17 protein-coding genes are annotated in these 17,481 nt (G+C 40.1%); 2 read left to right on the top strand and 15 right to left on the bottom strand.

Annotated features, from left to right (window positions below):
* Positions 1-7: 7 nt before the first annotated feature.
* The 15 genes from D0T60_RS05230 to D0T60_RS05160 all read right to left on the bottom strand — a co-directional run bounded on the left by D0T60_RS05230 (position 8) and on the right by D0T60_RS05160 (position 13,551).
* Positions 8-787, bottom strand: a complete 780-nt coding sequence (locus tag D0T60_RS05230) for a hypothetical protein (protein ID WP_163217101.1) — start codon at positions 785-787, stop codon at positions 8-10.
* A gap of 9 nt (positions 788-796) precedes the next feature.
* On the bottom strand, positions 797-2,668 hold the full coding sequence (locus tag D0T60_RS05225) for a type VI secretion system Vgr family protein (protein ID WP_163217100.1): 1,872 nt from the start codon (positions 2,666-2,668) through the stop codon (positions 797-799).
* A 20-nt stretch (positions 2,669-2,688) separates the two neighbouring features.
* On the bottom strand, positions 2,689-4,503 hold the full coding sequence (locus D0T60_RS05220) for a type VI secretion system baseplate subunit TssF (RefSeq protein ID WP_163217099.1): 1,815 nt from the start codon (positions 4,501-4,503) through the stop codon (positions 2,689-2,691).
* A gap of 9 nt (positions 4,504-4,512) precedes the next feature.
* Positions 4,513-4,950 (bottom strand): GPW/gp25 family protein, encoded by a 438-nt coding sequence (locus D0T60_RS05215; RefSeq protein ID WP_163217098.1) that lies wholly within the window; start codon positions 4,948-4,950, stop codon positions 4,513-4,515.
* A gap of 5 nt (positions 4,951-4,955) precedes the next feature.
* Positions 4,956-5,378, bottom strand: coding sequence for a hypothetical protein (locus D0T60_RS05210; protein ID WP_163217097.1), 423 nt, complete (start codon positions 5,376-5,378; stop codon positions 4,956-4,958).
* 15 nt (positions 5,379-5,393) lie between these two features.
* Positions 5,394-5,810 (bottom strand): type VI secretion system tube protein TssD, encoded by a 417-nt coding sequence (gene tssD / locus D0T60_RS05205; protein WP_163217096.1) that lies wholly within the window; start codon positions 5,808-5,810, stop codon positions 5,394-5,396.
* 2 nt (positions 5,811-5,812) lie between these two features.
* Positions 5,813-6,220 carry a type VI secretion system tube protein TssD gene (gene tssD / locus D0T60_RS05200; protein ID WP_163217095.1) on the bottom strand — a complete coding sequence of 136 codons (408 nt, stop codon included), beginning with the start codon at positions 6,218-6,220 and terminating at the stop codon, positions 5,813-5,815.
* A 6-nt stretch (positions 6,221-6,226) separates the two neighbouring features.
* Positions 6,227-6,859 carry a tetratricopeptide repeat protein gene (locus D0T60_RS05195; RefSeq protein ID WP_163217094.1) on the bottom strand — a complete coding sequence of 211 codons (633 nt, stop codon included), beginning with the start codon at positions 6,857-6,859 and terminating at the stop codon, positions 6,227-6,229.
* 16 nt (positions 6,860-6,875) lie between these two features.
* On the bottom strand, positions 6,876-7,604 hold the full coding sequence (locus tag D0T60_RS05190; RefSeq protein ID WP_163217093.1) for a hypothetical protein: 729 nt from the start codon (positions 7,602-7,604) through the stop codon (positions 6,876-6,878).
* Between the two features lie 8 nt (positions 7,605-7,612).
* Positions 7,613-8,044, bottom strand: coding sequence for a type VI secretion system tube protein TssD (gene tssD / locus D0T60_RS05185; RefSeq protein WP_163217092.1), 432 nt, complete (start codon positions 8,042-8,044; stop codon positions 7,613-7,615).
* Positions 8,045-8,056: 12 nt separating this feature from the next.
* On the bottom strand, positions 8,057-8,485 hold the full coding sequence (gene tssD, locus D0T60_RS05180; protein ID WP_163217091.1) for a type VI secretion system tube protein TssD: 429 nt from the start codon (positions 8,483-8,485) through the stop codon (positions 8,057-8,059).
* Between the two features lie 12 nt (positions 8,486-8,497).
* Entirely contained in the window at positions 8,498-10,972 is a 2,475-nt protein-coding gene (locus D0T60_RS05175; protein WP_163217090.1) for an ATP-dependent Clp protease ATP-binding subunit, read from the bottom strand.
* A gap of 23 nt (positions 10,973-10,995) precedes the next feature.
* Positions 10,996-12,372, bottom strand: a complete 1,377-nt coding sequence (locus D0T60_RS05170) for a DUF5458 family protein (RefSeq protein WP_163217089.1) — start codon at positions 12,370-12,372, stop codon at positions 10,996-10,998.
* A gap of 19 nt (positions 12,373-12,391) precedes the next feature.
* Positions 12,392-12,841, bottom strand: a complete 450-nt coding sequence (locus tag D0T60_RS05165) for a type VI secretion system contractile sheath small subunit (protein ID WP_163217088.1) — start codon at positions 12,839-12,841, stop codon at positions 12,392-12,394.
* A 326-nt stretch (positions 12,842-13,167) separates the two neighbouring features.
* Positions 13,168-13,551: a hypothetical protein gene (locus D0T60_RS05160; protein WP_163217087.1), complete on the bottom strand. Its 384-nt coding sequence runs from the start codon at positions 13,549-13,551 to the stop codon at positions 13,168-13,170.
* Between the two features lie 231 nt (positions 13,552-13,782).
* Between D0T60_RS05160 and D0T60_RS05155 the strand changes: the two genes are divergently transcribed.
* On the top strand, positions 13,783-15,225 hold the full coding sequence (locus D0T60_RS05155; protein WP_163217086.1) for a DUF3945 domain-containing protein: 1,443 nt from the start codon (positions 13,783-13,785) through the stop codon (positions 15,223-15,225).
* A gap of 31 nt (positions 15,226-15,256) precedes the next feature.
* Positions 15,257-17,362 carry a type IA DNA topoisomerase gene (gene topB, locus D0T60_RS05150; protein ID WP_163217085.1) on the top strand — a complete coding sequence of 702 codons (2,106 nt, stop codon included), beginning with the start codon at positions 15,257-15,259 and terminating at the stop codon, positions 17,360-17,362.
* Positions 17,363-17,481: the final 119 nt, after the last annotated feature.

Here is a 17,481-nt window from a genome sequence, read left to right as displayed (position 1 = left end):
ATATTATTTATTCAAACATTCTTTGCCAAATATTCTTCTTATGAGAAAAAACACGTTTCTGTTTATCAGTGTTTATTGAAATTAGTTTAGCATACTTTTGTCCGTCCGGGCTTTCCAAATCAAATCGAGCCTCTATTTTTTCTATATCATTTAGTTCAGAGAAAGTATACTTTATATAACCATCACTCTTAAAATCAAGCGGAAAAATAAGATTAGGACTATATTCCGTTACAATGCCATTACTCTTATTATTTCGCATTGTACATTCATATAATATTTTCATTCCTTTTTGAGGAAAATTATCAAAAGAAAACAAAAAAGAATTTAAATCCAACGGTTTTATTAGTAATTTGATAAAAGAATTTCGTCCCAATGCTTCATGAAATTTATTCTCGTTTTGTATATTACGGGATGCAATTTCAACATAACGCTTGAACGGATGCGTTTCATATTGCTTCTGCATTTCTTGTGTTTTTTGCAACCATCGTCTCTTTATTTGTTCAAAGTTTTTTATTTTCAACAATTCTCCTTTAGAAGATGTTTCCAATTCTATCGGATATATTGAATTCCCAATTTCTATCATCAGTATATCCATTATTTCTTTTGGATATTTATTATTCAATAGTACATTTTCTCGTTCTTCCAGTGTAATGTTATATTTATCTTCTGTACTATCATATCGTGCGATTAAATGTTCACGACAATGATAGTATGTGTGTCGGTAATCCGGAAACACGAAAGTAATATCCACATCATAAAAACTATTTAGACGTCTAAATCCAAACATAAATATCAGTTATTTAATATGCACTTTATCATTACTTTTTATCTCAATTTTTCCTTTAGATGAGATATTTGTTTTTCCTCCGGTTGAAGCTATCGTGATATTATTTTCTACATTTTGATTTAGTTTGTTGCCAATTATCATACTTGTATCTTTTCCTGATTCGATTTCTATATTTCGGTTTGCAGACACTTCGTAATCATTTTGAACTGAGGTAACAGATGATTTTCCGACAGACACACGACTTTCTCCACTTGTTGCATGTGTAAAATTGTTACCTACACTCTGCTGCATATCCCGCCCTACCGATACGATAAAATCTTCACTGGCATCAATGTGAATTGTTTTAGACACCAAATTTATCTGTTCTAATGCCGAAACTGTAATCGTCTTGCTGCGTGTATCAAAAAGAATTTCATTCGCATTTTTATCTTTTATTTTTATAGTTTCAGCATTGACAGAATCGTTAAACTCAATCACATGCCCACTTTTGGTAGAAATAGTCTTTATCGTATTGTCTTCTGCAGCACCTTTGGTATTATCTCTATGGAACAAACTTCCCATTACATACGGTCTGCTCGGATCCCCGTCCTGATAACCAATCATTACATGATCATCTGTTTCAGGAATAAATACGAATCCGCGATTTCGAGGAAAAATCTCACTTTTCCCCGCATCGGGTGTTTGCACACGAATCCAGTTGCTGCTTTCCGATTCGGGTTGCCAGAAGAAACGAACTTTTACACGCCCTTGATTCTTTGGATCGTCGTTGGCTGTTACAATGGCAGGTTCTTGAAAAGCCTGCGGCATAACAATATGGTCATCGGGCAAGGTTTCGGTTACTCCCGCAATACCTGTGAAGGTATTACCATAATGTCCGTCTTTGTCCACACTGTGTTTGACTTCTGTAACAAGGAATGCGCCGAGGTCTTTGAAAAACACATCTTCCATGTTTTGCGGAAGCGCCACTATTGCTACTTCGCCGATTCTGATCGCACAAGTTTTACACTTTGCTTTGAACTTCGACATTTTAACGTATTCGCGGCTCTTCTTTACCCGAACGGCACTTGTCATATCATCCTCGTCAAGAATGGCACGTCCTGTGGGAAGTATTGCCGCAGTGGGATAAATGGGGTCAGAAACCTGTTTAGAGGCTTTCATAAAAAGACTTGCATTATTGATAGTGCCTGCATCTTCTACAAAATGGTTGTTCGCTTCCGGGTTGTAATCGTAATACTTGGTATTCAGATTCAGCATTTTTGCCATACTGCGTACTTCGGAGAGTTCCACATCGAAAGTTACTTTTATTTCTTTCTGTTCCCCCGGGCGTCCGACAATCAGTTTCTTTCCGTCATAATAAAACCATTCGCCATAGGAGGCAAGCACACGAGAAAGGAAAGCGTAGCTTGTTTCCCTGTAACGTGCTATATACGGAATCGGCTGTTTGAGTTCGGGTTTGTTCTCTATATTAACTTTAATGGCTGTATTTTCCAATGTTTCGCTTACTACATTGTACAAGGTGTAATCAACAAAAGCATCCATCGAAGGGTCGCGGTCGAGTAATATTGTCGGGCTTCCACCACGTAGAACAACGGTTCCTTTATCTCCGTCAAGTCCTAAGGCTTGAATATCCGTAACGATTCCCTCGAATTCGTTCACTTCCCCGCTTTCGATATGAGTCATTTTGATTGAAACGGGTTTGTTCAATGTCGTACGAAAAATTTCATCTACGGTAATTGCCCATACGCTTTGCTTTTCATGCCTGTAACTTACGGCAATTTCAAAAACATGATGACTACTTACAGACTGGTCAAGGGTCATATATTCAAAATCACACGGATTTCCGTCAACTGTAATTTCTGTTTTAACTGCATTCAGACTCATGATATTTTGCTTTTTAATTCTTAATTAATAACTATCTTATATTCAAAATCTTCGGGAGAACGCTGTGTTAATCCTGAATAAATGTCCCTTTTGAGAAGTTCAGGATCGGTCAAAAACCGCTCTTTTGTTCCTTCCAATATGATATTCATGGTTTTCACAAAGCCTTGTTTGGGCTTGCTGCTCACTTCGTAACTGTCTTCAATCCTGACATTCTCAAAACAATCGCCGTAATAGCACTTGCAAAACATTCGGATATCATCTTTTGTATAAATGCGGTCTCTTGTTGTGAGAAGGTATTTGTAAATATCCTTGCGGGTGGATTCAGGCGGGGATTTACGACCTCCGCGTGTGGCGGTCATAAGTGTAATTGATGCCGGATTTATATCGGATATCTGCGGAATTTCGAGCATTTCAGACGAACGGATATGATTGGCTATTGCTCCGTTAGTCAGGCAATAACGCATTGTCAGTTTGATTCGTGTCGATATATCGGAACTTAAAATAAGGTAGGAGGTAAGTTCTGCATCATTATCATAGGATTCCAATTTCTTTTCAAATTGCGATAAATGCTCTATCAGGCTTTGCGAGGTGGTCGAAATATCGCGGTCGATAGAAGAAAATGCAATCGATTCATCTCTGTATAAATCCAAAAGCCTTTCGAGAAAATCGCGGGCGTTGAGTGAGTTGAAACGCTCACTTCCACCACGGCGAATCATATAAGTTCCTGCAACATTATTATCGTCATGATTCTGCACCTGTTTATACAGGTTGTTATGTGAATCGATTACGGAGTTCATAAACAGGTAATACTCATTGTACTCTTTCTCAATGGGAATTATGGAAGAAAGCTGAGTTGCCGTAACTGAGGTTTGCTTCTTGTAAACATTTGCTACAGGAAAGCAATTTATATGCACGGTCATTTGTGACAAAGCCGTATCGTCAAAAGCGGGAGGAAATACAATTTTCAACCATATCAAGTCGTCACGTAATTTATTAATTGTTCCTTCATCAAACAAATGAACGATTTCTTCGGGAACGGCTTCGCGTTTCAAATCGCTTGTCTGTATGTCTTCGGTTAATGTAATAAAATGATTATGGTATTTTCCCGAAATTTCATCGTTTAGGTGACGTATCGGATCGAATAACCCGAAAACGCCAACATCGGTAGAGTCAGAAGGCAGCCCCGAAGTTATAGCCAATTTTTTCTTTCTCGAATAGCATTTACTGTGATTAATCAATCGTAGATAGTTTTCAGTGCTGTCCAAAAGAGGAAAATCAAAATAAAAACAAATATCTTTGAGAGATTCGACTTCTTTTGAAACTTCCAAGCCTATCCATGCCGTATGGGTATATAACGGACTTTGTCGAATACCGTTTGCCGTATGTTCACGTCCGCTTCGGGGCGATACTTCATAGTATTTTCCCAGCGAAATCAAAGCGGCTACATCTCCGTTTATAACAGGTACGGTTATTGTCGGGGTAAAAGACAATTTGCGTAGGTTGTGTTTTTGAATAAAATGCGGATCTTTATAGACAAATTCCGCATCGGAAGGTATTTCGAATCTTCCTTCTAAAGCGCGGGCGTGAGCTATGGCATGAGCAGGAGATGCCGCCATCATGTGAGACGGTGTAAATGCACTCGCCAATTTCTCGACAACCCGATCTTCAACATCGTTTAACTCTCCCGAAAGTTTAAATATTTCAGAGGCAAGGACTTCGATAAGCAGTTTGACTACAGGATCGAGCATATCCGTATTGCGAATATTCCACAAGGCTGCCACTCGCTTAAACATTCGTGCTTTTATGCTTTCTTTCGTATATGTATTTTGTCTCATTCCCATAATTTAATCTCTTGATAATGGACCTAAATAAAGTACATGTTTGAAACCATGGTGTTTATTGCTTGATATTACTGTTGCCAGAATGATAACATCGACTCGTTTGCGGACACTGAATCCTTGTACTGCCGTTTCTTCGCGTACTACATCTTTTACATCGATTTTAACTTCTACATTTTTCAAGCGTTTTTCATATTTTTCAATGGCTTCTTTCACATAGTTGGTGAACTTTTCTTCCCAAGTGGCTCTCGATACTATATTTTCAAAATCCATTTCCCATAATCGTGTCCCAAACAACGAATCAAAGCTATGCTCTCCATGGCGTGTAGTCAGGATAAGTGCAAGGTATTGGTCTATCGATTCCAATTCGCTGCACTGCTCCAATGTTCCTCCCGATTCGGAAAAGAACTTGCTTATATCCAATGGCAATTTATAGAAGTTCATCGTTCTTATATATTTATCTTCCCTGACCGAGTCATTATTGTTCTGTGATCAATGTACTTACTCTTATTTCTAAAAGAAGTATATGTTCTACCCGTACTTTTTCTTTTTATATTTTCATTTTGTTGAGCAGACGCAAATAACACCTCTTCAAGATTACTCGTATAATTTGTCGAAACTGACCAGAACAGGTATGTTCCCCTGTAGGGTTCATAGACGGAGAAAATTAAATCCATATCACTCATTCCCGTCATTTCCTGTTTTTCCAATCTCACACCGCTGCTTAACTCTATTCCTGATAAGCCTGCTGTGTTTTCGTTGGACGAAACCTTATTTGCCGACGAAACATAACCCAAGCCAATCACTTCGCCGCCTGTCCACAGACCAAGTTTCAGCAAAAAGGAAAATTCCGATAGTTCATAAGTTTTCATCCTTTGTCTTTCATATTAATTCATTAAAAATTCTTCGTCTTGCAGTTTTATATGCTTTGCCGCCAACACTAAAGTGGTAACGGGATTGTCGCCGCGTGTCGATTTTTTATAGCTTTTACAGACCGCATCCGAAAACGAGAGGGTAAATACAGCTCCTTCGCTTAAGTTGTCGCTGTTTCGAAAAAACTTAATGATGCCGTCTTTCCTTTTACTGCTCCGTGTAATCCACGATTCGAGTTCGGGAGATATTTTATCGGCAAACACAGCATACATGGGAATATAACGGTTGGCTGTTGCGGTACTGAAATCCATATCAAATTCCAACAGCAAATGCTTTTTTCCGTCAATTTCCATTTCACAGGCATGCGCAGGCGCTATACTTTTATCCGTATAGGCTTTCCCTCTGTTGAATATATTGCTGAAAAATCCCATGCTTATTTCCTTTCAAAAAATAAATCGTTATCGGTTGTTATCTCCTTTGCTTCAATCGTAAGGATAGAAACAGCAGAGGTTTTTACCGATGCATCAAAATGCAACTTGTATCCCTTTGCTTTCGCTTTTGCAAAAGTGAACTTTTCAATGATTCTCTCATGCTCATCTGTTGTAACGATTTCGCCGTTTTCTTCCACATCGGGACGAAAAAGCCAATGAAACAATCCATTGTCGCCGAATCCGTCCATAATAACACGCACAACTCCACCCAATACGTCCGAAATAATTTCTCCTTTGGAGTTTGTTTCTCTACGCAATTCGTAATCGAAATGTCGTACTTCGTATCGCTCCCGAAAAAGATTTTGCGGAGAGTCGGTACGTGATTTATGTATGTGGAGGTAAGTGGGCATATCTGTTTATTTCTTTGTTTTATCCATATCTGTTTTAAAATCGTATCCTGCAATCTCATTAGCCTTATCCCAACAGCGTTGAGCATTATAATTATCGTTGAGTTCGGCATAACTGTTACCCAAGTAGTAGAATGCCATGTCTCTAAATGGAGTTTTATTATCAGCTAAATATTCCAGAAATATAGAAATACATCTTTCGTAATCTTTCAACATGTACTTCTGTATACCTATGTTATATAGATTATTTATTGTTGGCTGTAATTCCCAAACCTTTTCTGCATATTTAAGACTAATTGAATCTTCTCCCATGTCTCCATAAATAACGCCTAAATTTTGATAAGCTACAGCATCTAAACTATCCAGTTCAATAGCTTTGTATGAGTCTGAAAATGCACCAATGGTATCTCCTAATTCATATTTTGTCATTCCTCTATTAGTATAGAACTTTCCTTCATTAGGCAGAAGTATTATCGCTGAATCGTAAAGCGGTAAAGCTTTTGCAGGATTATTTTGTAAACTGAAAGACAATCCCGAATTATATAATTCATGTGCCCGAATAGAATCTTGCTGTTCTTGTTTTTTTTCGAAGTTACATCCTATTAAGGAAATAAATATCAATATGATTCCCAGATATTTCATCTATTTTAATTAAAATTTAATACATCCATTTCATCCAGTCGTAGAAAAACACGTTTTGCAGGTATTTTTCCAGCATTCCCATTTTCCGGGCAAGAGGCTTTTCTACCTTTTCGTTCCATTGTTCTTTAGCATGTTCCGGAATGGAGTTCCCTGTGGTTTCTTTTACAATTACATTAGCAATACAATACCCTCCCGCAATAATCCAGCCGACACCGGGAATAAAACCGACAGCGCAAATTACAATATCAGCTCCTGTATTGACATCCAAACCATTTCGACCCACTTGTGTCGCTGTAATTGCTATACTGACCCATGTGGTTACTTTTGCGAAAGACTTGCCGACTTTTGCCATCTCAGTAGCAGCTCGATATCCTCCAGCTCGTGGGGAAGAACTTGATTTAGGTGTTTTAGCAAATTTTCCATCTACTTCATCCCAATAAAAGATATCATTTGCTTGTAAGTCTACCGACCCATTGACGAAGATGTCGAAAATACCGGTCATCAGGGCGGCGTCCTCAAGAATCACATCCAAGTCAGATCCGTTCTGCTGGTCAGCCAGCGGCTCCGGCGACTGGGAGATTACGATCTCTGCCGGCTGGTAGGTGGAATAGCCCAAGAATCCATATCCGGGAAGATAACCTATCGGTCCCGTGTATGGAGTATTAGAGGAGACATACGCCTTAAAAGAAGATATGGAATCCTGCAATATATATTCGTCTTCTGGTTTATATGGTGTTTCCGGCATAAAGCAAATTATTTAACCCAATTGTTATCAAAGTTGATCCCGTTTATCATAAGTTCTTCAGGATAAATAACAATTACTGTTCTTAGACCATTAGCTAAATTGATAGTTCGTTCAAAATTGGCACAATGTGCATTCATAAATTCAACTTTTAATGGAGAATTCGTCGTTTTTGAACGAAATTCGATTTTTCCGTTTCTTGCACAGGAAGTCATCGCCCATGCATAGATGTTTTCCTGTACAGCTTCGGTTAAAGTAATCATTATTCGACCACCACGAACTTCATTTTGAGGTTGTCCCTTAAAATCGACCGATTGGTTGAAAGCAATATTGAATTGGCTGATTTCATATTCTTTCCCTTCAAACAGAAACCAGACGGTCAATTCACTGTCGATTCTGGGGAAGCTGAAAAGATTACTTGCTATTTCTTTTAATTTGTCCATGTTTGTACTTTTTTATTCAAATCCGCTCCAACGTTTATTCAAAGAGACTTGCCCCACAGACAAAACTCTGGTTTGCAAAGTCAATTTTGTGCCTATATAACCCTCTCCTTGTTGCTGATAACTAATATCCATCGCAATACAAGCAGCGTCTGTAAACTTGATTTTTTCCAATGGCATATCATTATCGTCACAAATAACAATCATGCCATTGTTGTATTTACGGGCATCCAATGCCCACCCGATAATATCAAGCGGAGGTATGCCGGGAATGACAATATTAATCATGCCTCCACGAACTTCTGTTTGCGCCTTCCCATCAGAATTTACTCCTTGCGAAAAGTTATAGGAACAATGATCTAGTTCGTAACTATCCTTATAAAGTCCCATGATACTCGCATCGGAGAGTTCGCCTATTTTCAAAAAACTTTTATGTCCGAACATTATTTTCTGTTTTTAATGTTTTATATCCCATGTTAATTCTTCTTTATCATCGACACCGACAACAATGGTGTTTCCTGCTGTCACCTTACCAGAAATCAGCATTTTGGAAATCGGTCGGCGAATTTGACTGCGGATTGTTCCGGCAACCTGACGTGCACCATATTTCGGATTGAATCCGTTATGAGCGAGCATTTTTTTCGCATCTTCCGACACTTCAATCTTGATTCCTTGTTTGTCTAATAATGCGCTTACGTCGCGCATTTGAATATCGAATATACGGATAAGCATATCTTCATTAATCGGAGCAAACGGAACAATTTCTGACAGACGAGCCAAATATTCTGGACGGAAATATTGAGCCATAATTTCCATCAGTTTGGTTGTGTCGGGTGTTCTTCCTTCGGTTATTTCTTTTGCCAACCATTCGCTTCCTACATTAGAGGTAAACAGAACAATGGAATTGGAGAAATCTCCCTCTTTACCTAAGCGGTCGTGCAGTTTTCCTTCGTCCATTATTTGAAGAAAAATATCATACACGGACGAATGGGCTTTTTCTATTTCATCGAAAAGCACTACGGCATAAGGTTGTCGCCTTATCTTATTAACTAAAACTCCGCCTTCTTCGTAGCCGACATATCCCGGAGGAGCTCCTAAAAGTAAAGCTGCTGAATGTTCTTCCTTAAACTCCGACATATCCAATCGGATCATCGATTTTTCATCGTTAAAAAGAGCTTCTGCCAACGCCTTTGCCAATTCGGTTTTACCTGTTCCGGTAGGTCCTAAAAGGAAGAAAGAACCGATAGGCTGTCCGGGTTTGTTCATCCCGCTTCGGGATTCGACAATGGCATCGGTAAGAACCTTTAATGCTCCGTCCTGACCGACCACCCTGCGGCGCAAGGTATCTTCCATATTTAGCAATTTCTCTTTTTCTCCCGATTCTATTTTTCCGATTGGAATTCCGGTTGAAGCTGAAATCACTGCTGCCACTTCATGTGAAGTTACTTTCTCGATAGGTTCTTTGGTCATTTTTTGCAGGCTCTCCAATCTGCCTAACAGATAATTAATCCATTGTTCGGCAGTATTAAAATTATCGGGATCGCCCTCCGCATTTAGCAGTCCTAATAATATAGGACTGAGTTTGCTGTTTATGGAGAAGGACAGTAAGCGTAATTGCTCCACTCTGTCTTCTTCCGCAATTTCTTTTTTCTCTTCGATAGCTGCTAGTTCACGGCTAAACTCTGTAATATCGGTTTTTGCCGTTTGGTTGATTAATTTCACAGCAGCCATTGTTCTGTCTAAGAGATCTATCGCCGCATCGGGCAGTCTACGTTCTTTTATGTAGCGTTTAGCTAATGCCACGCAATCGCCAAGCGAATCATGATCTACTTTGATTCCATGATATTCTATATATCTGCCGAGCACAGCTTCTATCATACTGACTGTAGATTCTTTGTCGGGTTCCGAAACTTGCAGGACTTCAAAACGGCGGTTAAATGCGTGGTCGGGTTCAATCAGTTTACGATATTCATCAACGGTTGTTGCTCCGATAACGGTTATCAATCCTTTGGAAAGTTCGGGTTTGAGAATGCTTGCTGCTCCGTTGTTGCCTTGTTTGGGATCAATCAGGACATGGATTTCATCAATAAATAAAATCGCACCCGGAGTTGTTTCCAATTCCTTAATAATTCCTTTCAATCGATCTTCGATTTCTCCTTTATAGGTAGCCCCTGCAATCAAAGTTCCCGTGTCCAATTCATAGACAACGGCATCTTTCAAATAGCGTGGAACATTGCCTTTAACAATACTGCAAGCCAAACCATCGACCATTGCTGTTTTTCCGACTCCGGCATCACCGATAATCAAGACATTCGGTTTACTGTGGCGTCCCAAAATTTCCATCATCATACGGGTTTCGTTATCCCGCCGTACAATGGGGTATACCGTTCCCACAGCAGCAGCTTCTGTTTTATTTGTACAATATTTAAGAAGATTCGTTTTAGGAAGCGGCATATTACCGCCCGAATCATCGGGCATGTGCATTGCTGCTGTTTGTGTGGAAACGCCACTTAGAAAATGATCGTGAATATCCCGTTCCCTGAGAGGGAACGATTTTAATTCGTCTGCACTGAAACCCGTTTCGGGGACAATAAGCGCAGTAAACACGCATATCGGATTGATTTCCAATGCTCCCCATTGCAAGCGAATGTTATCGGCTTTTTCAAATACATTCGCCATTTGTTCACAAGCCGTAATGTCGCCGCCGGAAGTTGCCTTGGGCATATCTTCAATCCGGACTTCCGCCCATTCCCTTATAAACGCGGAGTCCTGCCCCAATGCGGAAATAAAGGATTCGATCCCTATTTCCTTATGCATTAAAGCATAAAGCATGTGGGCAGGACTATATTGCGGATTACAGTAATCCCGTGCAATTCCTTTGGCTATTCGTATCGCGTTGTGTACCGATTCATTCAGATTAAGAAACTCCATCCGTTCTGCATTGTGTTATTATACTATTGTTGCTGATATTCTGCAACCCAATCTACATAATCGTCGCCTTTTGTTCCGTCAAGTTGAATAATGAAACTCTTGCCCGGAAAATAAGGTGTTAGATAAAGATTCAAATGAACACTGTCTTTTTTATCTTTATCCTGTTCCAAACGAAGCAGTTTGAACTCTTTAATCAGACGATCCGCACCTTGAATACTGTCAAGGAATTTAACGATTTGCCCACGCAGGTCTTTCTCTGTTTTTGAGTTCCAGTTTTCAAAGGCACGACGATTAAGGAAATCGAACAAAACCTTGGTAACATAATCAAAAACACGAACTACCGAATAGGTTTGCAATCCAAGGTTATCGCCATTGAAAAGCGTTTTAGCAGAAAAAGCCATTACTTTTCCGTATTCTTTTACCACCGGAACAAGTCCCATGCGCTCTAATTGCGATAATTCACTTTTTTTCAATGGGAAAGCTACTTCGTCTACTTCGTTTAATCCACCATATTTCTTTCCGGCTGCAACTTGTGACATACGTGTCATATACACTTTTCCCATCAAAGCGGCGGCAGGCGAAACATGTAAATCGTCTTCTTCGCCCAATTCTTTGTATTTAGGGCGTCCAATCAGCCAGTTACAAGCCATGATTGCATTACTCTTAAACACATCGCCTCCGGCATGATTGGCATTGAAGAACATTTCAACAACGTCATCGGGTTTGTCCAAATCGGCAAAGTCGGTAAAAAGTTGTACTTTATTAGCATAAGCTATTTTAGACCATTTTTCCAACACTTTGTTTGAACCTAAATATCCAGGAAGAAGCATTAACGAATAATTCGTGCGAAGATCCAAGCGGTCGTAATTCTGTTTAAGTTCTGCCGCTACATAATCGATAAAGCGCGAATTATCCAAATCCGTTACCTGTTCTTTCGATGCATTGACAATAGTAACATTGGTTACTTTATCGGTTTCCGTATTCTTATAGAAAAGCATTACGTTTCTGTAAGCCCGCTCTAATTCGGATACAGATTTAACCGCGAACAACTGACTTTCAGCTAAAAGCGTAGATACAGACTCGGCTTTCTCTTTACATTTATCGACCATTTCCGAAGTGGATTCGGAACCCGAAAGCATATCAATCCACATATCCAGACTATTGCGTAAAGCATCGCGTTCGGATTGTTTACTTTCGTCAGTAAGAAATATTTGTTTACGGGCTTTTCGTTCAGGATTGAGGTTTTGAACACCATCTACTGAAGATTCCAGAAAAGAAAAACCTCCGAATTTGGAAAGTTTATCCAACGACTGAGATAATCCTTTGGCTTCGTCTTTCTTTGTGCGTTGTGTTACTTCGGGTGCTGTTTCCGTTGCAACATTCACTTTGGTATCTGCCATGTTTTATTGATTTTTAATATTATTCTGTTTCGAGTTCATTTTTTAAGGAAGTGAGGGCTGCAATGAACGCAGCTTTTGTTTCAGGATCCTGTAATGCTTTTTGCAGTACTTTATTGGAGCGAAGTTGTTTTATCATTCCTTCGTAAGAATCCTTTTCCTGACTGAGTCCTGCAAGAAAATTACTCTGCTGTGTCATTTTCTTAACACTGAAATCGTCCACATTATTGAAGCGAAGGTTTTCCTTAACGGGTTGTCCTTCTTCATTTTCGAACTCAATGTCCATATTCGGATTAAAATGAGCAAAAACATCCTCGATCTTTTTTAAGTTGTACGCAACTTCCGGTGTTATGGGTTCATCAGCCGTAAGGTGTTCCACAACCATGGATCGGTTATCGGGAATGTTCGCAATACCCTCGGAGGCATCGATTTTTACTTCGTTACCGCCTATTTCATATTCAAGAATTGCCATATTGTTATAATTTTGAGTTTCGTAATAATAATAATACCCGCATAAGTACACCTGTACCTACACGGGTATCATTGGATTGTTCGGGTGCTTCCCATGTTCAAAATAAAGAATCAAAATAGTGAACAATAGCCCAATTCCAAATGTCAGCAACATTTCTTTAATTATCCTGTTTTTTTCGCCGGAAATTCGCCTTCCATTGCAGGTATTACATATAGGTATCGAATAACGTGATGTACATTCGGGACACAGCCCTTTCCCGCAATCCGAGCATTGCGCCACAGCCGATTGAGAAGTATGATTATAGCAATTCATTGTTTATAGTTTTTTCAATTCAAATTTCCTTTAGTGAACGGAAACCATTCCCGTCCACCATTCTTTTTTGTCAGATTGTATTTCTTCACAATATCTTTCAGCAATTTTTTATGAAGGTGCAGATATACTCCGTATGAAGGGTATTCTGTTAATCCGAAACCAATCATAACTCCGTCTTCCTCTTCTTCCATGCCTTCCATATATACAAAGTAGTTTCTATCACTCGCAGCATCTATATTGAACATGATTTCATTGTCAGAAAGAGTCGGCGGTGTTACACCTTCTATCATACGGTCATAATATTCGTAATCCACCCAACCCTGAGGGCGGTAGGTATCATACAAATCCCTTAGTTCATTGGTAGTCAAATGGTCAATGGAATAAAATTGCTCAATCATAAATTGTAAATATTTAAGAATTACAAAGATAGATATTTTCTATTAAAAAAATGATTCTTGTTTCGCATTGTTTTTCTGAAATCAATATCCTCGAATTGAATTCGGCGCCACAAGCCGCCAGTAGGCTTCCTTATTCGCCCACTCCCGTTTTATTTCTTTGCTTATCAAACAGTTACATATACTTTCGCAGTCGCACTGATATTGGTGCTAACATAAAAAACATTCGTAGATATGAACGAAACAGTAAAAAACGACGAGAAAAAAATCATGCTCGTCGAAGACGTGAAAGACGGCAAAGTAAGAGCCATTACTGATGTGGACAAGGACGGAAATATTAAAACCGTCGAACCGACCAATAAGAATATTGGTGACCTGCTCAATGTAAACACTTCCGATTCTGCAGTCGAAGCGTTTTTCAAAAAGTTTATGGAACAGACCGAAAATCCCGCCCACACGGGTATTTTCATGATGGCTAAGGAAACACTTGAAAACCTTGTGAAAATAGATTTTCCTCCTGATGAATTGGAGAAACACCGTGTGAGTCCAAGCGCAAATCAGCAGTTTCAGCCGTTAGACATTGAAAAGATTGATCGTGCAGACCTTGCCCGTAAAGGTATCCGCTGGGAGGATATGGAACCTCATTTGAAAGCCATGTCATACGGGCATAAGTCCAACAAACTGGTGGATATGAGTCCTGAATTGGAACCGGGCGGTGCTCGAGTCCCAACCAAAGGGAGGGTTTCTCTTGAAGAACAACCGGACAGTTCAATCAAAGTTATTCCACATTATTATCAGGAAAAACCAAATTTAAACATTCCTGTTCATGGAATCCTGCTTGATGAAGAAACAAAAGCAAATCTTTTGAAAAACGGTAATGCCGGAAAAGTTGTTGAATTGGAGTTTGCTCCCGGCAAAAAGGAGCCTTGTTATCTGACTCTTGATAAGCTGACTAACGTTTTGGAGGTTCTCCCTGCAAATCAAATCGAGGCAATCAACAAGATAAAAGGTGTTGAACTCTCCGAAGGTCAGCAATTAGATATTGCCGCTGGACGTAAAGTATTGATAGAGGGAATGACCTCTCGCAGTGGTACACTCTTCGACGGATACATTCAAATAAATGCTTCCGACAAAAAATTTGATTTCACTTATGACGGATTGGACCGTAACCGTTATGCGCAGGAAAATAAAGAAATCCGCAGGGAGAAACGGGAAATCGCGAAAGAAACAAATCCCAAAACCTCCAAAGATGTTTCGCAGGAAGAAATCCACAAACAGGTTTTTATCCCCAAAAAACTATTGGGCGTTGAACTGAACGATAAACAAACCGAACTGCTCAGAGCGGGTAAGGCTACCTATATTAAAGGTATGGTAAAAGATGGTCAGGGAGAACCATTCAATGCGTGGGTAAGGGTTAATCCTGAAAAAAACAAACTGAATTTTTTCAAATGGAATCCCGATTATGCAAAGAAACAGGATACGGAAGTAAAGCCTGCTAACGAAAGTAAAACGCAGGTTGCAGTCAATTCAGAAGGAAAAACCAATGAAGCGACCAAGCATTTAAAAGAACCTCTCAAACAAGGTCAGCAAAAACCGACCGACAATCAACAAAAGAAGCAGGACGAGAACAAACCAACCCGCAAGCCCGCTGTCAAAAAAAGCGGACTTAAAGTTTAATTCAATCAGTATAAATTAATTAAAAATCAATATGAAAACAGTCATTATTGCAGAAAAGCCGAGTGTGGCGAAAAGTATCGCAGCCATTGTCGGGGCAAACACCCGCATGGACGGATATATGGAAGGAAACGGATATATGGTAACATGGGCATTCGGTCATTTAGTCGGGCTTGCCCTACCCGAAGAGTACGGATTTAAGGGTTTCAATCGGGAGCACCTCCCTATTCTTCCCAATCCGTTTATCTTAAAACCTCGCCAAATCAAGGAAGGCAAGGAGTACAAACCCGATGCCGGAGCAGTCAAGCAGTTGGAGGTTATCCGCCGTTTGTTTGCCCAAACCGACCGTATCGTTTCGGGAGTTGATGCAGGTCGCGAAGGTGAATTAATCTTCCGCTATATCTATCATTATCTGGGATGTACGAAACCTTTCGACCGCCTTTGGATTAGTTCGCTTACCGATAAAGCTATCCGCGAAGGCTTACAAAATCTTCGCCCGGGAAAAGATTACGATAAACTGTATGCCTCCGCCAAAGCTCGCAGTGAAGCGGATTATTTAATAGGTATTAATGCCTCACAATCACTTTCCATAGCCGCAGGGCGTGGCGTTTGGTCGCTCGGTCGGGTACAAACGCCCACTTTGGCAATTATCTGTTCCCGTTATCTGGAAAACAAAGCGTTTACCCCTGCAACCTATTTCAAACTGAAATTACAAACAACAAAAGATGCTACAACATTTGCTGTCCTTTCTGTTGATAAGTACGATGAAAGGAAGTCTGCCGAAGAAACGGTTGCAGCAATCATGCAGGCGGCAAATGTTCGCGTTGAAAATGTGGAGCGGAAGGAACAGAATGTGCAACCGCCACTTCCGTATGATTTGACAACCTTACAGAAAGAAGCCAACTCCCGTTATGGTTTTACAGCAGAGAGAACCCTTTCGATAGCACAATCGCTTTACGAGTCGAAACATTTGACCTATCCCCGAACTTCTTCCCACTATATTTCCACCGATATAATGGAGGAAGTGCCGGAGCTGATTGCAAAATTCAAAGAATATGAACGCTTTGCCGCATACGCCAGAAGCATGGATTTGAAAATCCTGAATATCCGTCCGGTGGATGATAAAAAGATTTCTGACCACCATGCCATATTGCCGACCGAAAATCTTCCCGGTAAACTATCGGACGAAGAACGCACCATCTACGAAATGGTTGCCGGGCGTATGCTTGAAGCCTTTTCTCCTGTTTGCAAGAAAGCAAATACAGTGGTCAAATTAAAATGTGGCGAAACGGAGTTTACCGCCCGTGGCAGCGAAACACTTTCTCCCGGCTGGCAGAAAGTATTCGGGTATAAAGAGGAAGAACAAGAAGAAGATACTACTATTCTCCCTGAAATCAAAGAAGGCGAAATTTTACCTGTCAATGCTTGCGGTATTTTGGAAAAACAAACTAAACCATGTCCTATTCACACTGAAAGCACCTTGCTTGCAGCAATGGAAACCTGTGCGAAAAGAGTGGAGAATGAAGCCGAACGGGAAGCAATAAAGGAGTGTGGTATAGGAACGCCCGCCACCCGTGCCGCCATAATCGAAACCCTTTTTGCCCGCGATTATATCCGTCGGGAAAAGAAGTCACTCGTTCCCACCGAAAAAGGATTGACGGTTTATGGGGTAGTAAAAGACAAAATGATAGCAGATGTGGCAATGACGGGAGGGTGGGAACTCGCCCTTTCAAAAATCGAAAGCGGCGAAATGGAGGCTTCTTCATTCCATAAGGGAATCGAAGTTCATGCTGCGCAAATTACCACCGAACTGTTGAACACAAAAATCATTGTTCAGGACGATAAAGCCGGTTGTGCTTGTCCTCGCTGTAAAACAGGACATGTAGTGTTTTATCCCAAAGTCGCCAAATGCGGTAACGGAGATTGTAACCTCATGGTTTTTCGGGAAATAGCGAAAAAGAGTCTGACTGACAAGCAACTTAGCGATTTATTAGTTAAGGGTAAGACCTCGCTTATCAGCGGATTCCAAAGCAAGGCAGGGAAAAGTTTTGATGCTATGGTTACGCTTGATAACGACTTCAAAACCACATTTGTATTTCCAGAACGAAAGGCAGATAAAAAATGGAAATCAAAAAAATAGTTTCTGATTTCCAATAAGATACCCGGAGCAATAAAATATCGGATAGCCATTCAAGTGAACTTTTGTTTTATCGCTCTTTACTCGTATCTTTACACCGAAAATTCCGACATACTTGATTT

The organism is Bacteroides sp. 224 (assembly GCF_010500995.1).
Taxonomy (GTDB): domain Bacteria; phylum Bacteroidota; class Bacteroidia; order Bacteroidales; family Bacteroidaceae; genus Bacteroides.
The sequence above is the reverse complement of the archived record's forward strand: the minus strand, read 5'-3'. Positions and strand labels throughout refer to the sequence as shown.